Origin of the sequence: Hymenobacter profundi (assembly GCF_019334315.1) — a bacterium.
Classification (GTDB): domain Bacteria; phylum Bacteroidota; class Bacteroidia; order Cytophagales; family Hymenobacteraceae; genus Hymenobacter; species Hymenobacter profundi.
Window position 1 is genome coordinate 13,045 of the sequence record NZ_JAHWGL010000045.1, and the last position, 22,747, is coordinate 35,791.

General features: G+C 57.6%; 17 protein-coding genes and 1 tRNA gene. 11 read left to right on the forward strand and 7 right to left on the reverse strand.

Going from position 1 to position 22,747, the window contains the following annotated elements; genetic code table 11:
- Positions 1 to 68 precede the first annotated feature (68 nt).
- Together KYK14_RS11770 and KYK14_RS11775 are read left to right on the forward strand one after the other, a co-directional pair.
- On the forward strand, positions 69 to 1,886 hold the full coding sequence (locus KYK14_RS11770) for a glycoside hydrolase family 13 protein (RefSeq protein ID WP_219159034.1): 1,818 nt from the start codon (positions 69 to 71) through the stop codon (positions 1,884 to 1,886).
- A 31-nt stretch (positions 1,887 to 1,917) separates the two neighbouring features.
- The gene (locus KYK14_RS11775) at positions 1,918 to 3,987 is read left to right on the forward strand and encodes a kojibiose hydrolase (protein ID WP_219159035.1); all 2,070 of its coding nucleotides are present in this window, start codon (positions 1,918 to 1,920) and stop codon (positions 3,985 to 3,987) included.
- A gap of 10 nt (positions 3,988 to 3,997) precedes the next feature.
- On the opposite strand, the gene KYK14_RS11780 is transcribed toward KYK14_RS11775, so the two are convergent.
- The 4 genes from KYK14_RS11780 to KYK14_RS11795 all read right to left on the reverse strand — a co-directional run bounded on the left by KYK14_RS11780 (position 3,998) and on the right by KYK14_RS11795 (position 6,182).
- A complete protein-coding gene (locus KYK14_RS11780; RefSeq protein WP_219159037.1) occupies positions 3,998 to 5,032 on the reverse strand; it encodes a hypothetical protein in 1,035 nt (344 codons plus the stop codon).
- A 148-nt stretch (positions 5,033 to 5,180) separates the two neighbouring features.
- A complete protein-coding gene (locus tag KYK14_RS11785) occupies positions 5,181 to 5,717 on the reverse strand; it encodes a GNAT family N-acetyltransferase (protein ID WP_219159039.1) in 537 nt (178 codons plus the stop codon).
- 13 nt (positions 5,718 to 5,730) lie between these two features.
- Entirely contained in the window at positions 5,731 to 5,946 is a 216-nt protein-coding gene (locus tag KYK14_RS11790; RefSeq protein WP_208306525.1) for a hypothetical protein, read from the reverse strand.
- Between the two features lie 8 nt (positions 5,947 to 5,954).
- Positions 5,955 to 6,182 (reverse strand): hypothetical protein, encoded by a 228-nt coding sequence (locus KYK14_RS11795; protein ID WP_208306526.1) that lies wholly within the window; start codon positions 6,180 to 6,182, stop codon positions 5,955 to 5,957.
- 126 nt (positions 6,183 to 6,308) lie between these two features.
- On the opposite strand from KYK14_RS11795, the gene KYK14_RS11800 reads away from it, so the two are divergent.
- The 6 genes from KYK14_RS11800 to KYK14_RS11825 all read left to right on the forward strand — a co-directional run bounded on the left by KYK14_RS11800 (position 6,309) and on the right by KYK14_RS11825 (position 11,950).
- Positions 6,309 to 6,381: transfer RNA gene (locus KYK14_RS11800), tRNA-Gly, on the forward strand.
- 380 nt (positions 6,382 to 6,761) lie between these two features.
- The gene (locus KYK14_RS11805; protein WP_185281407.1) at positions 6,762 to 8,261 is read left to right on the forward strand and encodes a S8 family peptidase; all 1,500 of its coding nucleotides are present in this window, start codon (positions 6,762 to 6,764) and stop codon (positions 8,259 to 8,261) included.
- Positions 8,262 to 8,646: 385 nt separating this feature from the next.
- Positions 8,647 to 8,955 carry a hypothetical protein gene (locus tag KYK14_RS11810; RefSeq protein ID WP_219159040.1) on the forward strand — a complete coding sequence of 103 codons (309 nt, stop codon included), beginning with the start codon at positions 8,647 to 8,649 and terminating at the stop codon, positions 8,953 to 8,955.
- A 58-nt stretch (positions 8,956 to 9,013) separates the two neighbouring features.
- Positions 9,014 to 10,393, forward strand: coding sequence for a sensor histidine kinase (locus tag KYK14_RS11815; protein WP_219159042.1), 1,380 nt, complete (start codon positions 9,014 to 9,016; stop codon positions 10,391 to 10,393).
- Between the two features lie 125 nt (positions 10,394 to 10,518).
- Entirely contained in the window at positions 10,519 to 10,914 is a 396-nt protein-coding gene (locus KYK14_RS11820; RefSeq protein WP_185281410.1) for a response regulator, read from the forward strand.
- Positions 10,904 to 11,950, forward strand: coding sequence for an adenylate/guanylate cyclase domain-containing protein (locus KYK14_RS11825; RefSeq protein WP_185281411.1), 1,047 nt, complete (start codon positions 10,904 to 10,906; stop codon positions 11,948 to 11,950). Before KYK14_RS11820 ends, KYK14_RS11825 begins: the two co-directional genes overlap by 11 nt.
- 177 nt (positions 11,951 to 12,127) lie before the next feature.
- Here KYK14_RS11825 and KYK14_RS11830 read toward each other — a convergent pair whose 3' ends face one another.
- Positions 12,128 to 14,809: a cyclic nucleotide-binding domain-containing protein gene (locus KYK14_RS11830; RefSeq protein WP_219159044.1), complete on the reverse strand. Its 2,682-nt coding sequence runs from the start codon at positions 14,807 to 14,809 to the stop codon at positions 12,128 to 12,130.
- Positions 14,810 to 14,993: 184 nt separating this feature from the next.
- On the opposite strand from KYK14_RS11830, the gene KYK14_RS11835 reads away from it, so the two are divergent.
- The gene (locus KYK14_RS11835; RefSeq protein ID WP_219159045.1) at positions 14,994 to 15,575 is read left to right on the forward strand and encodes an HD domain-containing protein; all 582 of its coding nucleotides are present in this window, start codon (positions 14,994 to 14,996) and stop codon (positions 15,573 to 15,575) included.
- A 7-nt stretch (positions 15,576 to 15,582) separates the two neighbouring features.
- Here the strand turns inward: KYK14_RS11835 and KYK14_RS11840 are convergent, their stop codons facing one another.
- Both KYK14_RS11840 and uvrB read right to left on the reverse strand, forming a co-directional pair.
- A complete protein-coding gene (locus KYK14_RS11840; RefSeq protein WP_219159047.1) occupies positions 15,583 to 16,107 on the reverse strand; it encodes a hypothetical protein in 525 nt (174 codons plus the stop codon).
- A gap of 63 nt (positions 16,108 to 16,170) precedes the next feature.
- On the reverse strand, positions 16,171 to 18,207 hold the full coding sequence (gene uvrB, locus KYK14_RS11845) for an excinuclease ABC subunit UvrB (RefSeq protein ID WP_185281416.1): 2,037 nt from the start codon (positions 18,205 to 18,207) through the stop codon (positions 16,171 to 16,173).
- A gap of 316 nt (positions 18,208 to 18,523) precedes the next feature.
- On the opposite strand from uvrB, the gene KYK14_RS11850 reads away from it, so the two are divergent.
- Together KYK14_RS11850 and KYK14_RS11855 are read left to right on the forward strand one after the other, a co-directional pair.
- On the forward strand, positions 18,524 to 21,295 hold the full coding sequence (locus KYK14_RS11850; RefSeq protein WP_219159048.1) for a TonB-dependent receptor: 2,772 nt from the start codon (positions 18,524 to 18,526) through the stop codon (positions 21,293 to 21,295).
- A 182-nt stretch (positions 21,296 to 21,477) separates the two neighbouring features.
- Positions 21,478 to 22,539 carry a phytase gene (locus KYK14_RS11855; RefSeq protein ID WP_219159049.1) on the forward strand — a complete coding sequence of 354 codons (1,062 nt, stop codon included), beginning with the start codon at positions 21,478 to 21,480 and terminating at the stop codon, positions 22,537 to 22,539.
- Positions 22,540 to 22,747 lie beyond the last annotated feature (208 nt).

Here is a 22,747-nt window from a genome sequence, read left to right on the forward strand (position 1 = left end):
CGTGGCCAGAATGTAAAGTCTAATAGCCAAGCTTTTAGTCGGAATGCCTCGCTCCTTGTCTGATTTTTATGCTCTTTCCTGTTTTTCTGCACAAGAGAAGTTTTTGTAGCCTGCTGAGTGGCCTGCTACTCCTGACCGGAGCTACAGCCTGCAACCAGAACTCCAAGCAAGAATCCGCAGTCGGCACAGAAGCTACGGCCACTGCCGCCGCCGATACCACAGTCCTCACCAAAAACCCTGACTGGTGGAAGGAAACCGTGGTGTACCAGCTCTACCCGCGCAGCTTTCAGGACAGCAATGGCGACGGGGTAGGCGACCTGCGCGGTATCATCTCGCGGTTGGACTATCTCAAAAGCTTAGGGGTAGGCACCGTGTGGTTGAACCCCATCTATGCCTCGCCCAACGATGACAACGGCTACGACATCAGCAACTACCGCCAGATTATACCCGAGTTTGGGACCATGCAGGACTTCGACGAACTACTTCGCGAAATGCACCGGCGCGGCCTCAAACTAGTGATGGACCTGGTAGTGAACCATAGCTCTGATGAGCACCAGTGGTTTCAGCAGGCCCGTAGCTCCCGCACCAATCCTTACCGCAACTATTACTACTGGTGGCCCGCTGAGAAGGGCACACCCCCGGCGCGCTACAGCACCTTCGACGTGAAGAAAAACGCCTGGGCCTACGACTCGCTTACAAACTCCTATTACCTGCACATTTTTTCGCGCAAGCAGCCCGATCTGAACTGGAACAACCCCAAGCTGCGCCAGGAAGTGTACAACATCATGCGGTTTTGGGCTGACAAGGGCATTGATGGCTTTCGGCTGGATGCGTTTCAGTTTGTGGCGAAGGATCCTACATTCCCGCCCATGCCGGGCCTAACGGAGCAGAACTACGCCAACGCGTACAATCATGGCCCTCACCTGCACGACTACTTGCAGGAAATGAACCGCGAAGTGCTTAGCCACTACAACTTGATGACCGTGGCCGAGGGCGCCGGCCGCAACCCCACCGAGGCCATGCTGTTCGTGGACCCCGCCCGCAAGGAGCTGGGCATGACCTACCATTTTGAGGGCACAGGCGTGGGCAGCAACTCCGATACCTATCAACTCACTGAGCTGAAGCGCGTGTTCACGAAATGGGACAGCACCTTTGCCCACAAAGGTTGGCAGGCACTCGACCTAGGCAACCATGACCAGCCCCGGATGGTGAGTAAGTTTGGTGACGACCGGCCGGCTTTCCGGGCCGCCTCGGCCAAGCTCCTGAACACCTTCTTGCTGACGATGCGCGGCACGCCCTACTGCTACTATGGCGACGAGCTGGGCATGACCAACAACCCCAAACTGGCCAAGATTGAAGATTACCGCGACGTGGCTGCTCGCAACGGCTACCAGTTGGTGAAAAGCCAGGGCGGCGACTTGGCTGCCTACCTCAAAAACCTCCGCCGCTTCTCGCGCGACCACAGCCGTACGCCGATGCAGTGGGACAGCACGGCGCACGCAGGCTTCACCACCGGCACACCCTGGCTACCCGTCAACCCTAATTACCGCACCGTTAATGAAGCCGCCGAGAACCAGGATGCCACCTCGGTGCTAACCCATTTCCGGCAGGCAACTGCTATGCGACAACAGCACCGCGTGCTGGTATATGGTCAGTACCAGCTGTTCGACGCCGCTAACCCCCACATCTACGCCTATACGCGCACGCAGGGCCCAGACAAGGTGCTGGTGATACTCAACTTCTCATCGGAAGTGCGGCGGTGGCCTATGCCAGCAGGGCTGAAGTCGAGTGGTCAGCCCTGGCTCAACAACTACTCTGGTTTTACCATGGAGCTCACTCTCACGCTCCAGCCCTGGCAAGCCGTGGTACTACCTTTGGCGCAGTAGCCTATGCTTGCCTCTACCCTTTTTTCTTTCTATGCTGCTTTCCCTACTTGCTTTTCTATCGCGTGCGCTGGGTGCCGCAACGCTGTTTATTTTCGGGCTGATGCCTTTGCTTGCCACCGCCCAAACCACTCCCGACCCCTGGGTGCTATCGGCCGACAAAGTGGACCCCGCTGCCTACTACGGTGTGACGGTGGCCAACGGCATGCTGGGCGTGGTGTCGTCGCCTGAGCCGTTTAAGGTGAAAAGCGTAGTGTTGGCCGGGGCCTACGACCAGTATGGACGAGGCAGAGTCAGCAACTTTCTCAACGGCTTCAACCTGTTGAATATGTACCTGGAAATTGACGGTCGGCGGCTGGGCCCGGCTGATGCCCGCAACTTCCGGCAACAGCTCGATATGCGGGGCGCCTTGCTCACGACTACCTTCGACTATGGTGATAAAGCGACCATTAGCTACACCTACCGTGCGCTGCGCCACCTCCCCTACTGCGTGCTGATGGACGTAACCATCACTGCTAAAAAAGACCTTGCCCTAACGGCTGCCAGTGTGATGGAGGCGCCCGATGCGTTGCGCGACGTGCAGAACTACTACAACGAAATCGACCGGCCGCACGTCACCATCAGCCTGCTTACCTCCACGGCCCGCAGCCCTACTGGCAAGCTGCAACTGTGCGCCAGCACCAGCTTTTTGTTCTCGGAGCCGCACGGGCAGGAGCCGCGCGTCATTCACGAGATGTGGGACAGCAACATGCACCTGATGAAGTTCGGTAAAACGCTGAAAGCTGGGCAGGCTTACACGTACGGCGTGACGGGCGCTACCCTCACCTCCGCCCACGACGCCGACCCGCTGAACCAAGTGGAGCGCCTCACGGTCTTTGCCCGGCTCGAAGGCAAGGACCGCCTACTGGCTTTTCACCACAAAGCCTGGCAGGACCTGTGGCAAAGTGACATTCAGATTACTGGCGATGCGCAGGCCCAGCAAGACGTGCATAGTATGCTTTACCACCTCTACAGCTTTTCGCGGGCCGGCACCGATTTTTCGCCTTCGCCCATGGGCCTTTCGGGTCTGGGCTACAACGGGCATGTATTCTGGGATACCGACTTGTGGATGTACCCGGCCCTGCTGGTCTTGCACCCCGAAATTGCGAAGTCGTTGGTTGAATACCGGTTCAACCGGCTGGAAGCAGCCCGGCGCAATGCCTTTGCACACGGCTACCAAGGCGCTATGTTTCCGTGGGAAAGCGCCGATACGGGAGTAGAGGAAACGCCGGTGTGGGCGCTGAGCGGGCCCTTTGAGCACCACATTTCGGCCGATGTGGCGCTGGCCGCCTGGCAGTACTACTGCGTGACCCAGGACAAAGCGTGGCTGCGCGAGAAGGGCTGGCCCATCCTACAAGCCACCGCCGATTTTTGGGCCAGCCGGGTAGAGCGCAACGGCCCGGGCCACTATGACATCAAGAACGTGGTAGCTGCCGATGAGTGGGCCGAAAACGTAGACAATAATGCCTTCACCAACGCCGCGGCCAAAGTAAATCTGCAAAACGCCGCCGCAGCCAAGCTGCTGGGCCTACCCGCCAACGCCGACTGGGCGCTGGTTGCTCAAAATATTCCCATCCTGCGCCTACCCAACGGCGTGACACAAGAGCACGCCACCTACCAGGGCGAGGGCATCAAGCAGGGCGACGTCAACCTGCTGGCCTACCCGCTGAAGGTGATTACAGACCCAGCGCAAATCAGAAAAGACCTGGAGTACTACGAAACCCGCGTGCCCAACGAAGGCACTCCCGCCATGACCCAGGCCATTTTTGCCTTGCTCTATGCTCGCCTAGGCGATGGCGCAAAGGCCCGGCAGTTTTTCCGGGATGCATATGAGCCTAATCTGCTGCCACCATTCCGGGTTATTGCCGAGACTAAGGGCGGTACGAACCCCTACTTTGCTACGGGCGCGGGTGGGGTGTTGCAAGCCGTGCTGATGGGATTTGGCGGGCTTGACATTACGCCTACTGGCATTGTGCAACGCAAAACCACGTTGCCTACGGGCTGGCAGTCGGTGAAGATAACGGGGGTAGGACCGCAGCGCAAAACGTATTCTGTTGCCCGCTGATATTGCCAGCCTACCGTACAGTTTGCTGCCGCAGCCAGGTCAATAAGTCACTCACGTAGCCGGGAGCCGGCTGGGGCCACTGCCACTGGCCCTGGGCATTGGTGTAGCCTACCACCGTCAGGTTGCGGTTGGCGTGGGGGTAAAGTCGTACAGTGCTGGCCCTACCCTTCAGCACCGGGCGCAGGTACCGGACGCTCTCCCGCACGTTCAGGGTAGTGTCGGCTGCGCCGTAAAGACCCAACACGGGTAGCTGCCGGGCCAGTAGCTGGAACGGTTGCGCCTGGGTCCGCGACGCGACGGGCACGCCTTCCAGCACCGCAAACCGGCATTTGGATTGGGCCTGCAACGCCGCTTGCGTAGCCAGCGCTGCATTGGCACCGCGCACCCACAAGCCCACGTGAGCCGTATCGATGCTGGTCTCGGTGCGGCAGGCGGCCAGCCCGGCACTGGCAGTATGGTAGGCCACCGAATCGGCCGCGCTGGCAGAGTCGGCGGCTACGGCTGGTAAGAGTAGCACCACGAAGCCGTGGCGGGCCAGCAAGTCGGCGCGAGTAGCGGCGGCGCCCGCCGTAATTTGGTCGGGCAATATCACCACCGCCGGGTAGCGCTGCGCCGTGTCCTGTGGAATCAGCAGCGAGGCCATGCTCTTGGCCGCTAGCCCCGGCAGCCGCACCGACTGCTCGCGGTAGGGCCGCGTGGCCGCTTGCCCGCGCCGCACCCACACAAACTGCGTTTGGATGGTGTCCCAGGTGAAAATACCACGTAGGAAGTCGCCCTCGCGCACGGCATTCACCGTGATGCTACCCGGCTGCCCCGGCTGCTGCTCGAAATGGAGTTGCGGCTCCCGGTAGCGCAGGTTGGCCACGGGAAAGCTGATACCAGGAATTTCGGGGAAGTGCATGTCGGCCTGAATCTGGCCCGACGTTGTTTCGCGCACGTCCAGTGTCACCCGCAAATCGGTGCCCTGGTACGTAACTGGCCCTTCAAAATGACCAGTCAGAACAGGTAGGCTCTCTTTTTCGGACTGGCCTGAACATGCGCTCAACAGCAGTATTATGCCTAGCCACCCTACCTGGCATAGCGCCTCCAACCCGTTAGCCGGCATGGTTATTCTCAGTACAGATATACTTCTGGCAAGATTATTCACGCTGCAAAGATAACGTTGCCACTGAACGCATCGTATCCAGCCGTTTTCATAACCCTTTCCGCAGAATCAAATCCGTTTGCACATCGGAGCCCAGTGTAAAGGCATGCTGCCCGATTTCTTTGAAGCCGAACCGCTGGTAGAAGCCAATAGCGCGCGTATTTCGCTCCCACACGCCTAGCACCACCGTGCGGCACTTGTGCGCCCGGGCTTCTTCCAGCGTCCGACGCATTAGGGTGGCACCCAGGCCGGTGCCTACCCAGTCTTCGCGCACATAGAGGCGCGCTATTTCCAGGCGGTTATCCACCGGTTTACCCGACTCTAGGCCTAGGTCCGATTTCAGCCGGAGCATGGCATAGCCTACTAACTCCTGCTGCATTTGGGCCAGCAAGAAAATGACATTAGGATCTTGCAACTCGCTCAACTGCTGCTCCGGCCCGAAGGTAGCCGCCAGGTAGGCGTCCATGTCGGTAGGGGTATTATCGGCAGCAAACGTCTCGTGAAACGTCTGGCGCCCCAGGGCGGCAAGCTTCGCGGCCGTTTCGGGGGTGCGCTTTGCTACCAGTATGCGAAGGGGTAAGGACATAATTCTAGTGAAATCAACGACGCAGGCGACGAATGCCCCATCTTCCTAGCCACAAAGATACCAGTGCGGCCAGTGCCAGCGCCAGCAGGTAACCAATAGTATTGCCAGTAGCCAAGCTGGCGGTAGGCGCTGCCGGAGGCGCCATTAGGTACGTACTAGTGCTCACCAACACGCGCACCAACAGGGCGGCGCTCAATAACAGCGCCAATACACCTAGCAGTTTTGGCACAAACGGGCTCAATCCAGCAGATTGTTTTTGCCGCGCCGCATTTCCCAACCGGCCCGCAGAAAGTAGCCCGCCAGAATCAGCAAGGCAATGTTGATGACGAAGCCGAAGGTATTGAAGTTACCCGATTGCCACTCGGTATAGCGGCCAAACAACAAGTACAGCTCCACCAGTAGCAGCACGCCACCAACCAGCAAATGAATAGTACCGCCGGAGCGGGAATTGGGCGTTGCAGCCATAATTGAAAAGGAGAAGCGGTCAGAAACCAAAGAAGCGTTGCCCTTGCAAGCAACCTGTAGAAACCCATACGCACAAGTATTGAAAATTGGTTTCTGCGGTGTATTTTTGCCTTACCAAGTAGTTCAGCGAGAGTAGCTCAGTTGGTAGAGCATCAGCTTCCCAAGCTGAGGGTCGCGAGTTCGAGCCTCGTTTCTCGCTCAGTTGTTTAAAAGCCACTTATCCCAACGCGGGTAAGTGGCTTTTTTCATGCAACTCGGCGCATGTTCGCAGAAAGCCAGCTTGTTACCGGTTTTTGGCTATTCCCCGGCGCACTACTATGCTATATGATTATTCGTTGCCGTCTGGCAGCTATGTATTATCCAATCATGAGCGCTTATGCGCATAACGTATTGACTGATATGATTTTTATTGCCAACGTATTACTAAACATAGTACCTTTTTAATTTATATTATATAAACAATGTTATATTTTATCCTCGATTAATTAGGTATACAGGAGGAAAATGGCTCTATTACGCTTTGTAACTGCTTGTTAACAAGAAGCTACAAAGCATTCTTATCCACTCTTACTTCCTTTCATGTATACCAAACCTCTTACCCACAAAATCCTTCCTCTTTTCAGCTTAGGCCTACTTTTCACGTTTGGCTGCGCTAAAGAAGACTTATCCCCCACCGAGGACTTTAGCGCTACTACTGCCCAGCAAGCCACGCAGGATGGCCCCACCGTTACGCTAGACTCCAAACGGTACATTATCATTGCTTCTGGCGACCAGTTGCCTAGCGACATTACCGCTCGGGCTGAATCAGCCAACGGCACTATTACCTCGCTACTTAGCGAAGCAGGCATTGCCGTTGCTACCTCCGACGACCCCCAATTTGCTGCTAAGGCTTCTCAAATTACCGGCGTGCGCTCCGTGGTGCGCGACTTCACTTACCAAGCCTTCGATCCGCAAAAAGAGCGCTCAGCCGATGTGGCTGCCAACAACGTAAACCCACCCAGCACTGGCGACAGTAACCCCTACTTCCCGCTGCAATGGGGCCACACGGCCATTCAGGCACCCCAAGCCTGGAACACGGGCGCGCAAGGCGAGGGGGTAGTGGTAGCCGACCTGGACAGTGGCTTCGATCTGACCCACCCCGACCTACAGTCTAACATCGTGGGTAGCGTTTCATTTGTACCCGGCGAGGATGCTCAGTTTCGTGGCGCGGGCTCCAGCCACGGCACCCACACGGCCGGTACCATTGCCGCGGCCGACAACAACATTGGTGTTATTGGGGTAGCACCCAAATCCAAGCTTTTGTTAGTTAAAGTACTGCGTGACAGCGGATCAGGTTCGTTTTCTTGGATGATGAGCGGCATTGTGTATGCTGTGCAGAACAATGCCAAGGTCATCAACCTGAGCTTGGGTGCGGCCATTCTACGCAATGGTAAGTTCCTGAATAACAACGGCACGCCAAACGATCCGTCGGATGACTTCATCGAGCACGATGCCAAAGGCACGCAGGAGCTGCTGGTAGCTATCAGCAAGGTAACCAGCTATGCTGCCAAGCAGGGCGTTACCATCATTGCATCGGCGGGCAACGATGCCAACGACGGCAACAAGGATCAGTCGTTGGTGCACATTCCGGCCGATGCTACGGGCGTTATCTCTATTTCGGCCACTGGCCCCATGGGCTGGGCGCTAAATCCGCTCACGACGAATCTGGACCGGTTGGCTTCGTACTCCAACTACGGCACGTCGGCTATCGACTTTGCAGCTCCCGGCGGCGATTTTGCCTACCCTGGCAGCGAGATAGTAGTCTTCAGAGGCGTACGTCAGTACGTATGGGCGCTTGATATGGTACTGAGCACGGCCAAAAACGGTGGGTACACCTGGATGGCTGGCACCAGCATGGCCGCTCCTCACGCTACTGGGGTAGCTGCCCTCATCATTGGTAAAAATGGTGGCCAGATGGACCCGGCACGCGTGAAAGCCGTTCTGCGCGCCTCTGCTGATGATTTAGGCAAGCCCGGCCGCGATGCCGCTTATGGTCACGGCCGCGTGAATGCCTTCCGTGCAGTATCTCAGGCACTATAGCCCTGCTGCACCGCGCAAATACGCAATGAAGAAAAGCCCTGCCGGTATTTGCCGGCGGGGCTTTTTGTTGACTAGCTTGATTACCTCAGAACCTAACCCCACTTTAAGACTGCCCAACTTACCTGCTTTTTCTGAAGCATTCTGTACTAGTTTTCCTTAGTATAGGTACTCTTATCACGGAAAGCACACTCGTTCTTATTCTAGCAACAAGACAAATAAACACTTGACTATCAGAATTTAAATCAAAATACAGATGCGCGTTTTGCAATACATGATTCGTTACTTACTTGCTGGGTTTAGCAAGCGCACAGCAATGTTTTTCCTCTTCTCAGCATTGGGTATCCTCTTTTATTCGTGGCATATTTAAGGCGCTAATACACTTCCTATGGCTGCCTTTCGCATACTTCTTTTGCTTATTGGGCTTTTGCTGGCAGCCGGCGGCAGTCAGGCACAGAGTGCACCCCACTCTGTGGCGCCCCCTAAAGAGCAGCAGGATCTAGTGGTGCGCGTGACGGTGCCTACCGCCATAGCGACGCTGAGCGACTACGCTAGTACGCTATTCTCCAAGCAGAAAGACAAACTCAAAACGCTCACTGCTCCTAAACAGCTGCGCACCAGCAATCCGGTCATTGTTTTCACGCTGCCGCTGCCCAAAGGCTGGGGCACGAAGAAAGAGAAAGAAGCCAGTCCGTAATTGCCTACCTCGGTAACACGCCCTTCTTTGCTGTTAATCCTGCTGTTTCTACCCGTTTATGAGCGTCAATACGACTATCTTTTTCAGTATTCTAATAGCCGTAGGGCTGGTGCGTGTCATCCGGAAGTTCCTGGATTTGCCCACGCGCCTGCCCCGCATCAACCGGCTGCTGGACTACATCTGGGTGCCAGGCGTGGTGCTGTTTGCGCTTTCTTCGCTCATTCACTGGAAATCCGATCAGTTAGATGAGCTGTATCTGCTCTTTGTATTTGGGGTAGGCATTTGGGTGTTGCTGCGCTTGCGCACGTACCGGCCAGCGCGGTTGCTGCTGCTGGCCGCCCTACCCTTCGTTGCATATTCAGCCTTTGAACTGGTACTGGCGCTGGTTGCGCCAGCTATGCTGAAAGAGTATGACGACAGCTTTGAGGTAGCGCAGGCCTTCACTTTCATCTGGCTATTCACCTTTGCGCTCATTGCCCGCAATCAAAAAAACCAGCTGGAAAAGGACCGGCTGCTGCGCGAGGAAGAAGAGAAGGCCAAGCAGCGCATTTCGGCCCAGAATGTAGAGTTGGAGCGCTTGGTGGCCGAGCGCACCGCTACCCTCACACAGCAGGCCGAGGAGCTGCGCTACGCTCTCACGGAGCTACGCATCACACAGAACCAACTGATTCAGAGCGAGAAGATGGCGAGCTTGGGGGAGCTGACGGCCGGTATTGCCCACGAGATTCAGAACCCGCTGAACTTCGTTACCAACTTCTCCGACGTAAGTACCGAGCTGCTCACAGAGCTGGAAGAGGAGCAGCAAAAGCCCGACCGCGACCCAGAGCTGGAAGCCGAAATCCTGACCGACCTCAAGCAAAACCTTCAGAAAATCACGCACCACGGACAGCGCGCCGCCAGCATTGTGCGGGCCATGTTGGAGCATTCCCGCGCCAACAACGGCGAGCGGCAGCCCACCGACCTCAACAAGCTAGCCGACGAATACCTGCGCCTCGCCTACCACGGCCTGCGCGCCAAAGACAAGACTTTCAACGCCACCATCACCACCTTTTTCGACCCGTCGCTGGGGCATATTAGTGCTGTATCGCAGGATTTGGGTAGGGTGCTGTTGAATCTGTTTACCAATGCGTTCTACGCGGTGCAGAAAAAGCAAAAGGACGGTAACACGCCCGGCTACGTGCCTACGGTGAGCGTAAACACGCTGCACCGCTCGTCGGGGGAGGTGGAGATTCGGGTGCGCGACAATGGCACGGGCATCCCGGAGAGCGTGAAAGACAAGATTTTTCAGCCATTTTTCACCACCAAGCCCACCGGCGAGGGCACCGGGCTGGGTCTGTCGCTGAGTTACGATATCATCACGAAGGGCCACGGCGGCACCCTGACGGTGGAAACCGAGGAAGGCGAAGGCACGGAGTTTATTATCAGGCTACCTGGGTGATTTTTAGCTGTTAGTCATTTGCTAGTAGCTGATAGCTTTCGTGAATCGCTTGCTCTCGTTTGAGAAGAACCAATAGCTAACAGCCGGCAGCTACTAGCTAAATTAAACGCATAGCTTTGTTTGTGATGAAAATACTGGTAGTAGACGATGAAGCCGATGTGCGCGTGCTATTTGAGCAGCGCTTCCGACGCGAAATCCGCAGTGGGTTGTTCACCTTTTCCTTTGCCTACTCGGGCGAGGAAGCTCTGACGTATTTGCACGATCATGCCTCGGAAGTGGTGCTGATTTTATCCGACATCAATATGCCCGGCATGAGTGGCTTGGAGTTGCTGCGTCACATCAAGCAGACCTACGCCGCCCCGCCCCCTACCCCGCCACAGGTGATGATGCTGACGGCCTACGGCGACGACCCTACCCGCCAACAAGCCATGCAACTGGGAGCCAACGACTTCCTGACCAAGCCCGTAGATTTTGTCGCGCTGAAAGAGAAACTGACTGTGCTAGCGAGCCATGAAAACTAAGATACTGGTAGTAGACGACGAGGCCGACTTGGAGCTGCTCATCAAGCAGAAGTTCCGGCGCAAAATCCGGGAAAACGTCTACGAGTTTGTGTTTGCCAGCAACGGACAGGAGGCTCTGGACTGCATTCGGGAGCATCCGGATATGGATATCATCCTCAGCGACATCAACATGCCGGTGATGGACGGGCTGACGCTGTTAGGCAAGCTCCCCGAGGCCAACCCGATGGCCAAGGCCGTTATCGTGTCGGCCTACGGGGATATGGAGAACATCCGGCTGGCCATGAACCGCGGCGCTTTCGATTTTATCTGCAAGCCTGTAGATTTCAACGATTTGGAGGTAACCGTGGAAAAGACCGCCCAGCAGGTGCGGCAGATGCGCGAGACGCTGAAGGCCATTCAGGAAAACAACATCCTGCGCATGTACGTGGATGGCACGGTACTCAACCTCATGGGTAGACCCGATTTCGAGAAGACGCTGATGGTGAGCGAAACGGTGGACGCTACCGTGGTCTTTATCGACATTTGCGGTTTCACGTCGCTTTCCGAAGTGCTACCCCCGGCCGATATCGTGACCATGCTCAACACCTACTTCGACCAGATGGTGAAGGAGGTGATTGCGCAGGGCGGCTACATTGACAAGTTTATGGGCGACGCCGTGATGGCCGTGTTCCGCGACGAGTTCCACCTGGACCGTGCCATCGACGCCTCGCTGGCGGCGCGGGCCGTGGTGCAAGCCAACGAGTTCACCCTACCCGACGGCCGTATCTACCGGCCCCAGGTCAGCATTGGCATAAACACCGGCGAAATGGTGTCGGGCAATATCGGCTCGGCCTCCCTCAAGCGCCTCGACTACACTGTCATCGGTGACACTGTAAATACCAGCCAGCGCCTCCAATCAGCCGCCCAGCCCGGCCAAATCATCATTACAGAGGCTACCTATCAGCAGGTGAAAGAGTCTTTTCACTGCCAACCGTTGCAGGAAGTCAGCCTGAAGAACAAGGCGCAGCCGATGATGATTTATGAGGTAGTGAGTTGAGTGGTAAGGTTGTGCAGTGGTGAAGTAGTGAAATGAAAACGCGTCTGTCATCCTGAGCGCAGCGAAGGACCTTCTCACGCTAGAACGAGTCGTTGGTACGATGGTCGTTCTAGCGTGAGAAGGTCCTTCGCTGCGCTCAGGATGACAGATGCGTTTTCACTCACTCAACTTACTATCTCACAATTTCACCGCCTCGTTTTGCCGCCGTAGGCGCTGGCAGAGCACGCGGAGGATGTTGCGCAGCACTTCGCCGCGCTCCTCCATCACATCGTAGAAATCCTCCTGATCGAGGCGGAAGGCGGTGACGGGGCTTTGCGCTATGGCTGAGGCAGAGCGCGGTTCAGCGTCGAGTAGGGCTAGTTCGCCGAAGAAGTCACCGGCTTGGAAGGTGGCGAGCTGTTGGGCGCCGGTGAAAATGCCTACCTCCCCTTCGTATACAATAAACAACGACGTACCTAGGTCACCTTTGGCGAAAATCTGGTGGCCGCTCTCGAAAGTCACTTCCTTCATGATAGGCACAATGCTGCTGAGCACGTTTTCGGGAGTAGCAGCAAACAGAGCGGTGTTTTTCAGCAAGGCTACCCGTTCGGCGGCCGAGATACGAGAAGCGGAAGCGGCGTGGTGCATGCGTAGGGAAGCTAGGGTAGGGTGAGCGGTAAGAAGATACTGAAAGCCCTCGGGCGCGTCGTGGGCGAAGCGGTCCAGCACGGCCAGGGCGCTTTCTTGCACCAGCGGACTGGCACTGTTCAGATGCGGCAGCAGCGCATCGATGGTGTAGGGGGTAGGGTGCCACTGGCGCAACGCCACCGCAATGGTCCAGTCGGAAAAGGCCGCGCCGCCGCGCCGGATGATGGTTTCGGTGAGAGGGGTAGATGCAACCGTTGGTCCTAGCAGATTCTCGAAGCGGCGGGCCTTGGCAGCAGGTGGGGCTACGTCCAGCAAGGTTTGCAGAGCTTGGTACACCGGACGCGCAATCAGATTATCGAGCATTTCGAGGGCGTTGGCCTGCCGCTCGCGGGCGGCGTGGGCCACGCCGCGCTGGGCATCGGCAATAAGCTGGGGCGGGTAGAGCTGAAGCAGCAGGCCAAACACCCGCTGTTGCAGGCGCGTCAGCTCATATTCCAGGCTGTCGCGTAGGGTCATATCGGGGGCGGCGGCTTGGCCGTGCAGCAGTTCTTGGCCCAAGCGCAGCTCTTCCTGCACCAAATCCTGAAACACCGGCTCGTCGGCGACGGCTGGGTCGAATGACCGGAGCGCCCGCAGCCCGGCTTCGCGCCGGAACAGGTTGGGTTGGCGCACCAGCTCCACCAGCGCCTGCCGGCTGGCTGCTACCGGCAGTCGCCCGCACAGCTGCGCCACCCGCCGAATAATGTGCTCGTCGGTGCTGGTGCGTAGGGCTTCTGTAAGCAAGGGTAGAGCCGTGGTGCCCAGCCGAGACAAGCGGGCCGAGGCAGCAGCACGGCGAGCTTTGTCGGGTAGGGTGGCAATAAGCTGGCGGATTTCAGCCGGCGCAGCGGGTGTATTTTCGACTTCGGAGGTAGGCGCGGGCACAGCGTCATCGGCGAAGCGGCGGCGCACGGCGTGTTGCAGCTCAGCCAGGTAGTGCCCGTAGGTGCGGTGCAGGTAGAACAGCACCACCAGCAGAAATACCCCCAGCCACGCGAACATCATACTCTGGGTTAGTCCCTGTCCGCTGGACAGCAGAAACAGCGCAACGCCCGCCAGACCCATGCCCAGCGGCTCGTATACGCCCTTAGCTAGTGTGTGCGCCTCCAGACGCTCGGGCGGCGAAAGGGGCTGAAACAGCACCAGAAACACTGGATCGAACACGGCGCGGCGCAGCACTTCCAGCGTCAGAAACAAGCCGCAGAAGTAGAGCATGCTGTTGGCGATACCGCCCAGATGCAATCCGCCAAACAGGGCCAGCGCACCCAGCATCACCACGGGTAGGGCCAGCAGCACGCGGCGCATTCCTACCCTGTCCAGCGCTTGGCCGGTGAGGAGGAGCTTCATCAGCAACGCCACCAAGTAGGTGAGCACCAACACGCCGCCCACGTAGCGCATTACCAGGGCCTGATCGTGGAAGCGGTGCTTCACGTTCACGAAAAACGAGTATTCCACGCCCGTTGTCACGATGGCAATAGCCAACATGCTCAGGCACATAGAAAGCACCAGACGGCTGCTACCGAACCAGCGTTGCAAGCCCGGCGCTACCGCCTCCTGGCGCGTGGCCCGGCGGGCGGGTTGCACCGCTACTTCATGCCGGCGCGAGGTAGCGCGCAGCGTAAGCAAGGCGGCAAGGTAGGCACCGAACGCCGTGAGCAACAGCCACAGCAGCTCGGTGTGATGGTGAATCAGAATAGCCAGCACGGCGCCCAGAGCCTTGGCGGGCATGTCGCCGGAGCTGATGACGCTGAACAGGCGCCGGCTCTGGCGCACATCAAACACCACCGCCGACACGCCCCAAAACTCCAGATTAGTCAGCAAATAGATAACCCTATAGCCCGCCATAATGGCTACGGCCGCCGCCACCGAGTGCCCCGCGTAGACCAACACGCCCAGCACGCCCGTGAGCACCACCACGGCCAACAGCACCCGCACCGCCACGCGCTGCAATCCCAAGTGGTGCTCGTAGTGGGCGTATACCCGGCCGGCGGCCAGCATCGCCAGCGCGGACACGCCGTAGGCCAGCGGCAAGTTGCGCTCTGGGTGATTTTCGAGCAGAATAACGTTGGCCGACACGTACACCAGAATGGTGCCGATGCCCAGCAGGAAGTTGTGCAAAAAGAACAGCCCAACGGTGCGGCCTTCCTCGGCGCGAATCCCCACCAGTTGTTGCCAGCGTGCGAGTAGTGTCATAGTAGGTAGCTGTTAGCTGATAGCTGTTGGCTATTAGCTCCCATTCTGGAATAGCTGTCGAAAGCTAGCAGCTAATAGCCATTAGCCAGCAGCTAAAATCATCTCCGCAAGATAGGAGCATAAAGTGGCTGACAGCGTAATTTTCCTGTACTTACGCCTGCTTCTTTTCGTTTGCCGACATCGTATGGACTGCCAACGCGCCGAAACCTACGTGCTGCACCAGTTGCAGCACCTCTCCCCTACCCTCTACTACCACGGCCTGCACCATACCCTGGATGTGGTGGCGCAAGCCGAGTCGCTGGCTGATGCTGAAGGCGTTACCGACGCGCAGGAGCGGATTCTGCTGCGCACGGCGGCGTTTTTTCATGATACGGGTTTTCTGACTACCTACCAGGGCCACGAGGAAGCCGGCTGCGCGCTGGCCCGCCAGGTACTACCCGATATGGGCTACACGCCCGAGCAGATTAAGAGCATCTGCCAGTTGATTATGGCCACACAGATGCCTCAAAACCCCGGCACCTCGCACCTAGCCCAAATCCTCTGCGATGCTGACCTCGACTACCTCGGCCGCCCCGATTTCCTACCCATCAGCAACACCCTGCTGCAAGAGCTGCAAGCCCGCGGCAAAATGCAGGCCCTACGCGCCTGGCAAGAACTACAAGTGAAGTTCTTGAGTGAGCATTGCTACTGGACGCGCACGGCCCTGCAACGCCGCGAAGCCGGCAAGCAAGCGCACTTGGCCGCGGCTAGGCTAAAGGTGATGTGAGTTAACTCTATTTCCTTCTTTGAAGCAGATATATTACTCCGCTTTTTTCTAAGGATGCCATCTGTACCACTTCCCAACCATCATCTGCCGCGCTGTTCAGGGCTTTGCTTAATTCTGTTGTGATATTATCGACATGCTTATCAAGCATTGACATATATTTTTTTAACCTCGCTCTATCTTCAGCTGTTGCTTTTTCACTGCGCTGCTTTAATTGCGCTTCTGTTTGAAGTTTACCATCAATGTATGTGCCTTCCTCTGTTGTAACTTCGGCGGTACCAGTGGTAGTGATAGTCCCGAAACTTAGAATATTGTTCATGAGATCTGTCTGCTTCATATACTCATCCTGCACTGTTGGATAAACGGCCGTCTTGCCTTTAAAAGCTGGGCTGAACCGCATAATGGGGCTTCCGGTGGTTGCCTGCGGGCCATAATAGAAAAGCTGCATGTATTGCACACGTTGTGCGGTACATGCAGCTTGCGATAAGAATAGTAGTACAACGAGCAGGCCTACAAATCGAGAGAAAAAGGACATAAGAACAATACATAAGTTAAAGATTCTCAAGTATACATCCTTTTCTCGTATACTGCCGGCTCGCTACTCCCGCTTGCTTTTCAGCATTTGCTTGAGCTGGGCCAGCTCGTCGCGGAACTTAGCAGCTTGCAAGAAGTCCAGCTCTTTGGCGGCGGCTTCCATCTGCTTTTCGGTGGTTTTGATGAGCTTTTCCAGGTCGGTGCGGTTCATCATGGCCACAATGGGCTCGGCGGCTAGGGCCAAGGCACTTTCCTCGCTGGGGCCTACGTAGGCTTTGGGCTCGGCAATGCGGTAGTCGGCCACGGAGGTTTGGCCCATAATAGCCTCGCGCGACTTCTTCACGGTGCGCGGCGTGATGCCGTGCTCCTCGTTGTAGGCTATCTGGGTGGCGCGGCGGCGGTTGGTTTCGTCGATGGCGCGCTGCATGGAGCCCGTCATGCGGTCGGCGTACATAATGACTTTGCCGTGGTCGTTACGGGCGGCGCGGCCCATGGTCTGGATCAGGCTGCGCTGGTCGCGCAGGAAGCCTTCTTTGTCGGCATCCAGGATGGCTACCAGGCTAACTTCCGGCAGGTCAAGACCTTCGCGGAGCAGGTTCACACCGATGAGCACGTCGATTTCGCCTAGGCGCAGCTGCCGCAGAATCTCTACCCTATCCAGCGACTTCACATCGGAGTGCACGTACTGCGACTTGATGCCCAAGCGCTCCATATATTTTTGCAGTTCCTCAGCCATGCGCTTGGTAAGGGTGGTCACCAGCACCCGGTCGCCCATCTTCACACGCTCATCCACCTCGTCCAGCAGGTCGTCGATCTGGTTGATGCTGGGGCGAATGTCAATTTCGGGGTCGAGCAGGCCGGTGGGACGGATGATCTGCTCCACCACCACGCCGTCGGCCTGGGCCAACTCGTAGTCAGCCGGCGTGGCCGACACGAACACGGCCTGGCGGTACATGCTCTCGAACTCGTTGAAGGTGAGCGGGCGGTTGTCGAAGGCCGAGGGTAGGCGGAAGCCGTACTCGATGAGAGCCGTTTTGCGGCTCCGGTCGCCGCCCCACATGGCCCGGATCTGGGGCATAGTGGCGTGGCTCTCGTCCACTACCAAGAGGAAGTCGTCGGGGAAATAATCGAGCAGGCAGAAGGGACGGCTACCGGGCTGGCGGCCATCGAAGTAGCGCGAGTAGTTCTCGATGCCGGAGCAGTAGCCCAGCTCCCGAATCATTTCCAGATCGAACTCCGTGCGCTCCATAATACGCTTGGCCTCCGAGTCCCTACCCTCCTTCTCGAAGTAGGCGTGCTGCTGCACCAAGTCAAACTGAATTTGCTTGATGGCCTCATTCAGCGTGTCTTTACCCGTTACGAACAGGTTCGCGGGGTAGAGCGTCGCCGATTTCTCGTCGGCCAGCTTCTTGCCGCTGATCGGGTCGATGCGGTGAATGGCCTCGATTTCATCCCCGAAGAAAAAGATGCGGTAGGCGTAGTCGGCGTAGGCTGGAAACACGTCCACGGTGTCGCCCTTCACCCGGAACGAGCCGCGCGTAAACTCGGCCTCGGTGCGCGAGTACAGGATCTGCACGAACTGGTAGAGTAGGTTATTGCGCGAGAATTTCAGCCCCGGCGCCATGTAAATGACGTTTTTGCCGAACTCCTCGGGGTTGCCGATACCATAGATGCACGACACCGATGCCACTACAATCACGTCGCGGCGGCCCGAGAGCAGCGTGGAGGTGCAGTGCAACCGCAGCTTCTCGATTTCCTGGTTGATGGCCAAGTCTTTCTCGATGAACACGTCGGTGCTGGCGATGTAGGCCTCCGGCTGGTAGTAGTCGTAGTAGCTGATGTAGTACTCGACGGCATTGTTGGGGAAGAACGTCTTGAACTCGCCGTAGAGCTGCGCAGCCAGGGTTTTGTTGTGGCAGAGCACGAGAGCCGGCTTGCCGGTTTCGGCAATAACGTTGGCCATCGTGAAGGTTTTGCCCGTGCCGGTGGCGCCCAGCAGCACCTGCGCCGGCTCGCCGTTGTTGATGCCCTGCACCAGCTGGGCAATGGCTTTGGGCTGGTCGCCGGTCGGCTCGAATTCCGAGGTAAGTTGGTATTGCATCTGACGGGGAAAGGTAGCCTAGGATAACTTGTTTCGCTGGGCAGAGGTTTCCTAGGAAGCTAAATAATCAGGATGAATTTCTTACTGAAAGAACGTCATTTCAAGCTGGTCGAGGAATCTCGCGTGCTGACGAGAGAACATCATGCTTCGACAAGCGGACGCCAGATCAAGCACGACGTTCTTTAGGGGAAGCTTTCTATTTAACCACCCTACCCCCCACTCTTAACACAAGCGTAACCGTCTCAACAAACTAAGGCAATATACTACCAAGAGCTTTGCAGTCGATTTCATCGAATCTTCATCTTTTGACTGGCATATGCCCTATTTTCTACGTCGATTGCTCTTGCTGAGCTTCTTGAGTCTGTTCTTATCGCCCGCTTTGCTGGCTCAAACAGGTGCTATCCGGGGAAAGGTGTTGGATGGTACGCGCCTGTCGTTGCCGGGTGCTTCGGTGCGGCTGCCGGCATTGGGCCGCGGGGCCGTGTCGGATGAGGATGGCGGCTACCTGCTGGCCGATGTGCCGGTGGGCACGCACCAGCTACTGGTTTCCTACCTCGGCTACCAAGAGTTTTCGACTACCGTAACGGTGACGGACCGCGCTACCACTACCCTACCCATTGAGCTGAGCGCAGGCCTCAACCAAATGGGCGAGGTGCAGGTGCTGGGCGCCCGCCTGCAAGGCCAGGCCAAGGCTCTGAACGAGCAGCGCACCAATGCCAACATCACCAACGTGGTAGCCGCCGACCAGATTGGCCGCTTCCCCGATGCCAACGTGGGCGACGCCCTGAAGCGCGTGCCCGGCATCACGGTGCTAAATGACCAGGGTGAGGCCCGCTTCGGCCTGATTCGGGGCACGGAGCCACGCTTCAACTCCGTGACGGTGAACGGGGAGCGCCTACCCTCGGCCGAATCCGGCACCCGCAGCGTGCAGCTGGATTTGATTCCGTCGGACATGGTGCAGGCCATTGAAGTGAGCAAAACCCTGACGCCAGACATGGACGCCGACGCCATTGGCGGCACGGCCAACCTGGTGACGCGCGCCGCGCCCAACGGCCTGCGCATTTCGGGCACGGCGGGCGCGGGCTACAACTTCCTGTCGCAGAAGGTACCCTACCTCGGTTCTTTGGTAGTGGGCAACCGCTTCCTGGATGGCAAGTTGGGCATCATCGCCAGCGGTTCCTACTTCAACCACCGCTTTGGCTCCGACAATGTGGAGGCCGCCTGGGACCGGACCGAAGGCGGACGAGACTACCTCACGCAGCAGGAAATTCGCAAGTATGACGTGCAGCGCATCCGGCGTAGCGGTTCCGTTTCGGTGGATTATCGCGTGTCACCCAACTCTACTATTACCCTACGCAGCCTCTACAATGTGCGCGACGATTTCGAGAACCGCTACCGCGCTACCTACTCCGGCCTGAAGGCACCCGGCAGCAATGGCTTGACCACAGGTCGCTACGAAATTGAGACCAAAGGCGGCAATGGTAAGCACAATGCCCGCCTGGAGCGCCAGAAAACCTTCAGCAATACGCTTTCCGGTGAGCACCTAATTGCCAGCCGCGCCCGCCTCACATGGGCTGGCACCTACGCCTACGCTTCGGAAGACCGACCGCAGGAAAGCTACATCAGCTTCCGGACGGGCAACATTTCGCTGCGCCCCAACACGGTGGATGAGGAACACCCCAGCGTAGAGCCGGCTGCTCCCATCAACTACGCCACCATTCCCTTCCGCCGCTACCAGCTGCGCAACGACAACACCCACGAGCGCGACCTGAACGGCCGCATCGACCTGCTGCTACCCCTGCAAACCGAAGGTCCGTTTATGAACAGCCTGAAGGTGGGCGGCCGCTACCGCGACAAGCACAAAGAGGTAGCCCGCAGCCGGGGCGAGCTGGTGACGGACGAGGACGTGACCTGGGGCGCTATTCCTACCGCCGATTACTCTGATAATAACTTCCTGGCCAACGGCGGCGGCACGCGCTACCAGGTAGGCCCAGCTCCGCAAAACTCGGCGCTGCCTACCTTTCAGCAGCAGTTCAATGCCACCTACGAGGATGATACGTACGATAACCTTTCGGCCAGCTTCCGGGCCGATGAGCGCATTTCGGGGGGCTATGCCATGCTGAACCAGCAGTTGGGCAATCGGTTCTCGGCTATTGCCGGCCTGCGGGTCGAGCACACGTATATCCGCTACCAAGCTACTATTCCGGCCGATGCAACTGGCGAAGGTCCGACCACAGAGGCCACGGGCATCAACAGCTACACCAATTTCCTGCCTGCCCTGCACCTGAAATACAACCTGACCGACAACACCATTCTACGGGCTGCCTATACCAACTCCCTAGCCCGCCCCGACTACGCGGCCCTGGCGCCTACCCGCACCATCGATGCTTCGGAAAACGAGCTGACCGAGGGCAATCCCAACCTGAAAGCCACCACGTCCACCAATCTCGACCTGATGGCCGAGCATTATTTCACGTCGGTGGGGCTGATTTCGGGCGGCGTCTTTTATAAGGACATCGAGAACTTTGTGTTCACGACCACGGAGCTGAACTACACCGACCCCGTAACCGGCAACACGTTTCTGCGTTACAGCCGTCCGCTAAATGGCAACTCTGCTACCCTGCGCGGGGCCGAAATAGCCGTGCAGCGCCAACTCGATTTCCTACCCGGCGTGCTGCGCGGGCTAGGCATCTACGCCAACTACACCTACACCAGCTCCCGCGCCAACGGCTTGGCCGAGCGCACCTCCCTACCCGGCACCGCCAAGCACAACTGGAATACGTCACTTTCCTACGAGAGCAAGCGCCTGACCCTGCGCGTGTCCGTGAACCGCCACAGCGGCTTCATCGACCCCGAGGAATCGACCCTTACCCTCTCCGACGGCAGCACCACCTTCCGCCACCTCGACCACCAACTGCAACTGGATGCCAACGCGGGCTACGCTTTCACGCCCAAGCTGCGCTTTTTTGTGGAGGCCAACAACCTCACCAACCAGCCCTTACGCTATTACCAAGGCAGCCGCAGCCGCACGTTGCAGAGCGAGTACTACAACGCCCGCTTCAACGCTGGCTTGAAGTTCGACTTGTGAGGTAAGAGGTTGTTCTGGTTCGTGTAGAATAATGTAGAGACGCATACTTGCGTCTAGCCGTTGAACGTACATCGCCTAAATCGTTCAGCGGCTAGACGCAAGTATGCGTCTCTACATCATGCTACACTAACTAGAAAATCAGCTGCTTGCAGGCTACTTCTGTTCTACCTTCCGCTTCCCGAATGTGCCGTTTATCTAGTATTTGCGTAGCCGTTTTGTTGCTGGCCGTTGGCTGTCAGCGTACTACCCTACCCCCCGTTACGCCCGGCGTGGCTATGGGTCCTACTCTCAAGCCTGCTATTATCACTGATCCGGTACGGTACGACACCGACGACCCCGCTATCTGGATCAACCCGAAAGACCCCAGCCAGAGCCTGATTATCGGCACTGATAAGAATTCTGACGGTGCCCTCTACGTGTTCGATTTGCAGGGCAAGGAAGTGCCCGGCCGTACGGTGCACGGCCTTGAGCGCCCCAACAACGTGGACGTAGCCTACGGCCTACCCCTCGGCGGCCAGCCCACCGACCTTGTCGTGACCACGGAGCGCGAGCGGCAACGCCTGCGCATCTTCCGCCTACCCGACATGCAGCCGCTAGACAACGGCGGCCTCTCTGTATTTACAGGCGAAGCGCAAAACCTGCCCATGGGCATTGCCCTCTACACCCGCCCTTCCGATAAGGCAATGTTTGCGATAGTAGGCCGCAAAGACGGTCCTACCACCGGCTACCTCTGGCAGTATCGGCTAGAGGACGATGGCACGGGCCACGTAAAAATGACGCTGGTGCGCAAGTTTGGCACCTACAGCGGCCGCAAGGAAATTGAGTCGATTGCCGTAGACAATGAGCTGGGCTACATCTACTACTCCGACGAAGGCGTGGGCGTGCGCCAGTACTACGCCGACCCTACCCGCGGCGACGAGCAGCTCAGTCTATTTGCTACCCAAGGCTTCACGGAAGACCACGAGGGCATCAGCATATACAAAACCAGCAAAAAGAAAGGCTACCTCCTGGTATCAGACCAAGGTGCCAACCAGTTTCACATCTACCGCCGCGAGGAAGGCAAAAACCATTCACATGAGCTGGTAAAAGTCATCAAGGTAGAGGCGCTGCACAGCGACGGCTCCGACGTAACGAGCATAGCGCTTAATAAGCAGTTTCCGAAGGGCTTGTTTGTGGTGATGTCGGAAGGGCGCTACTTTCATTACTACCGCTGGGAAGACGTGGCGGGTAGGGAGTTGAAGTAGGTAGGCGTTGTAAGCAAACTCATCTGTCATCCTGAGCGCAGCGAAGGACCTTATCACGCTAAAACGGAGAGCGTAACAACGACTCGTTCAGGCGTGATAAGGTCCTTCGCTGCACTCAGGATGACAGATGGGTTTGCTTACAACGCCTACCTACTCTGGCATGACCAGGTAGGCGCGCATGGCGTCCAGCACTTCGCGCAGGGGTGGG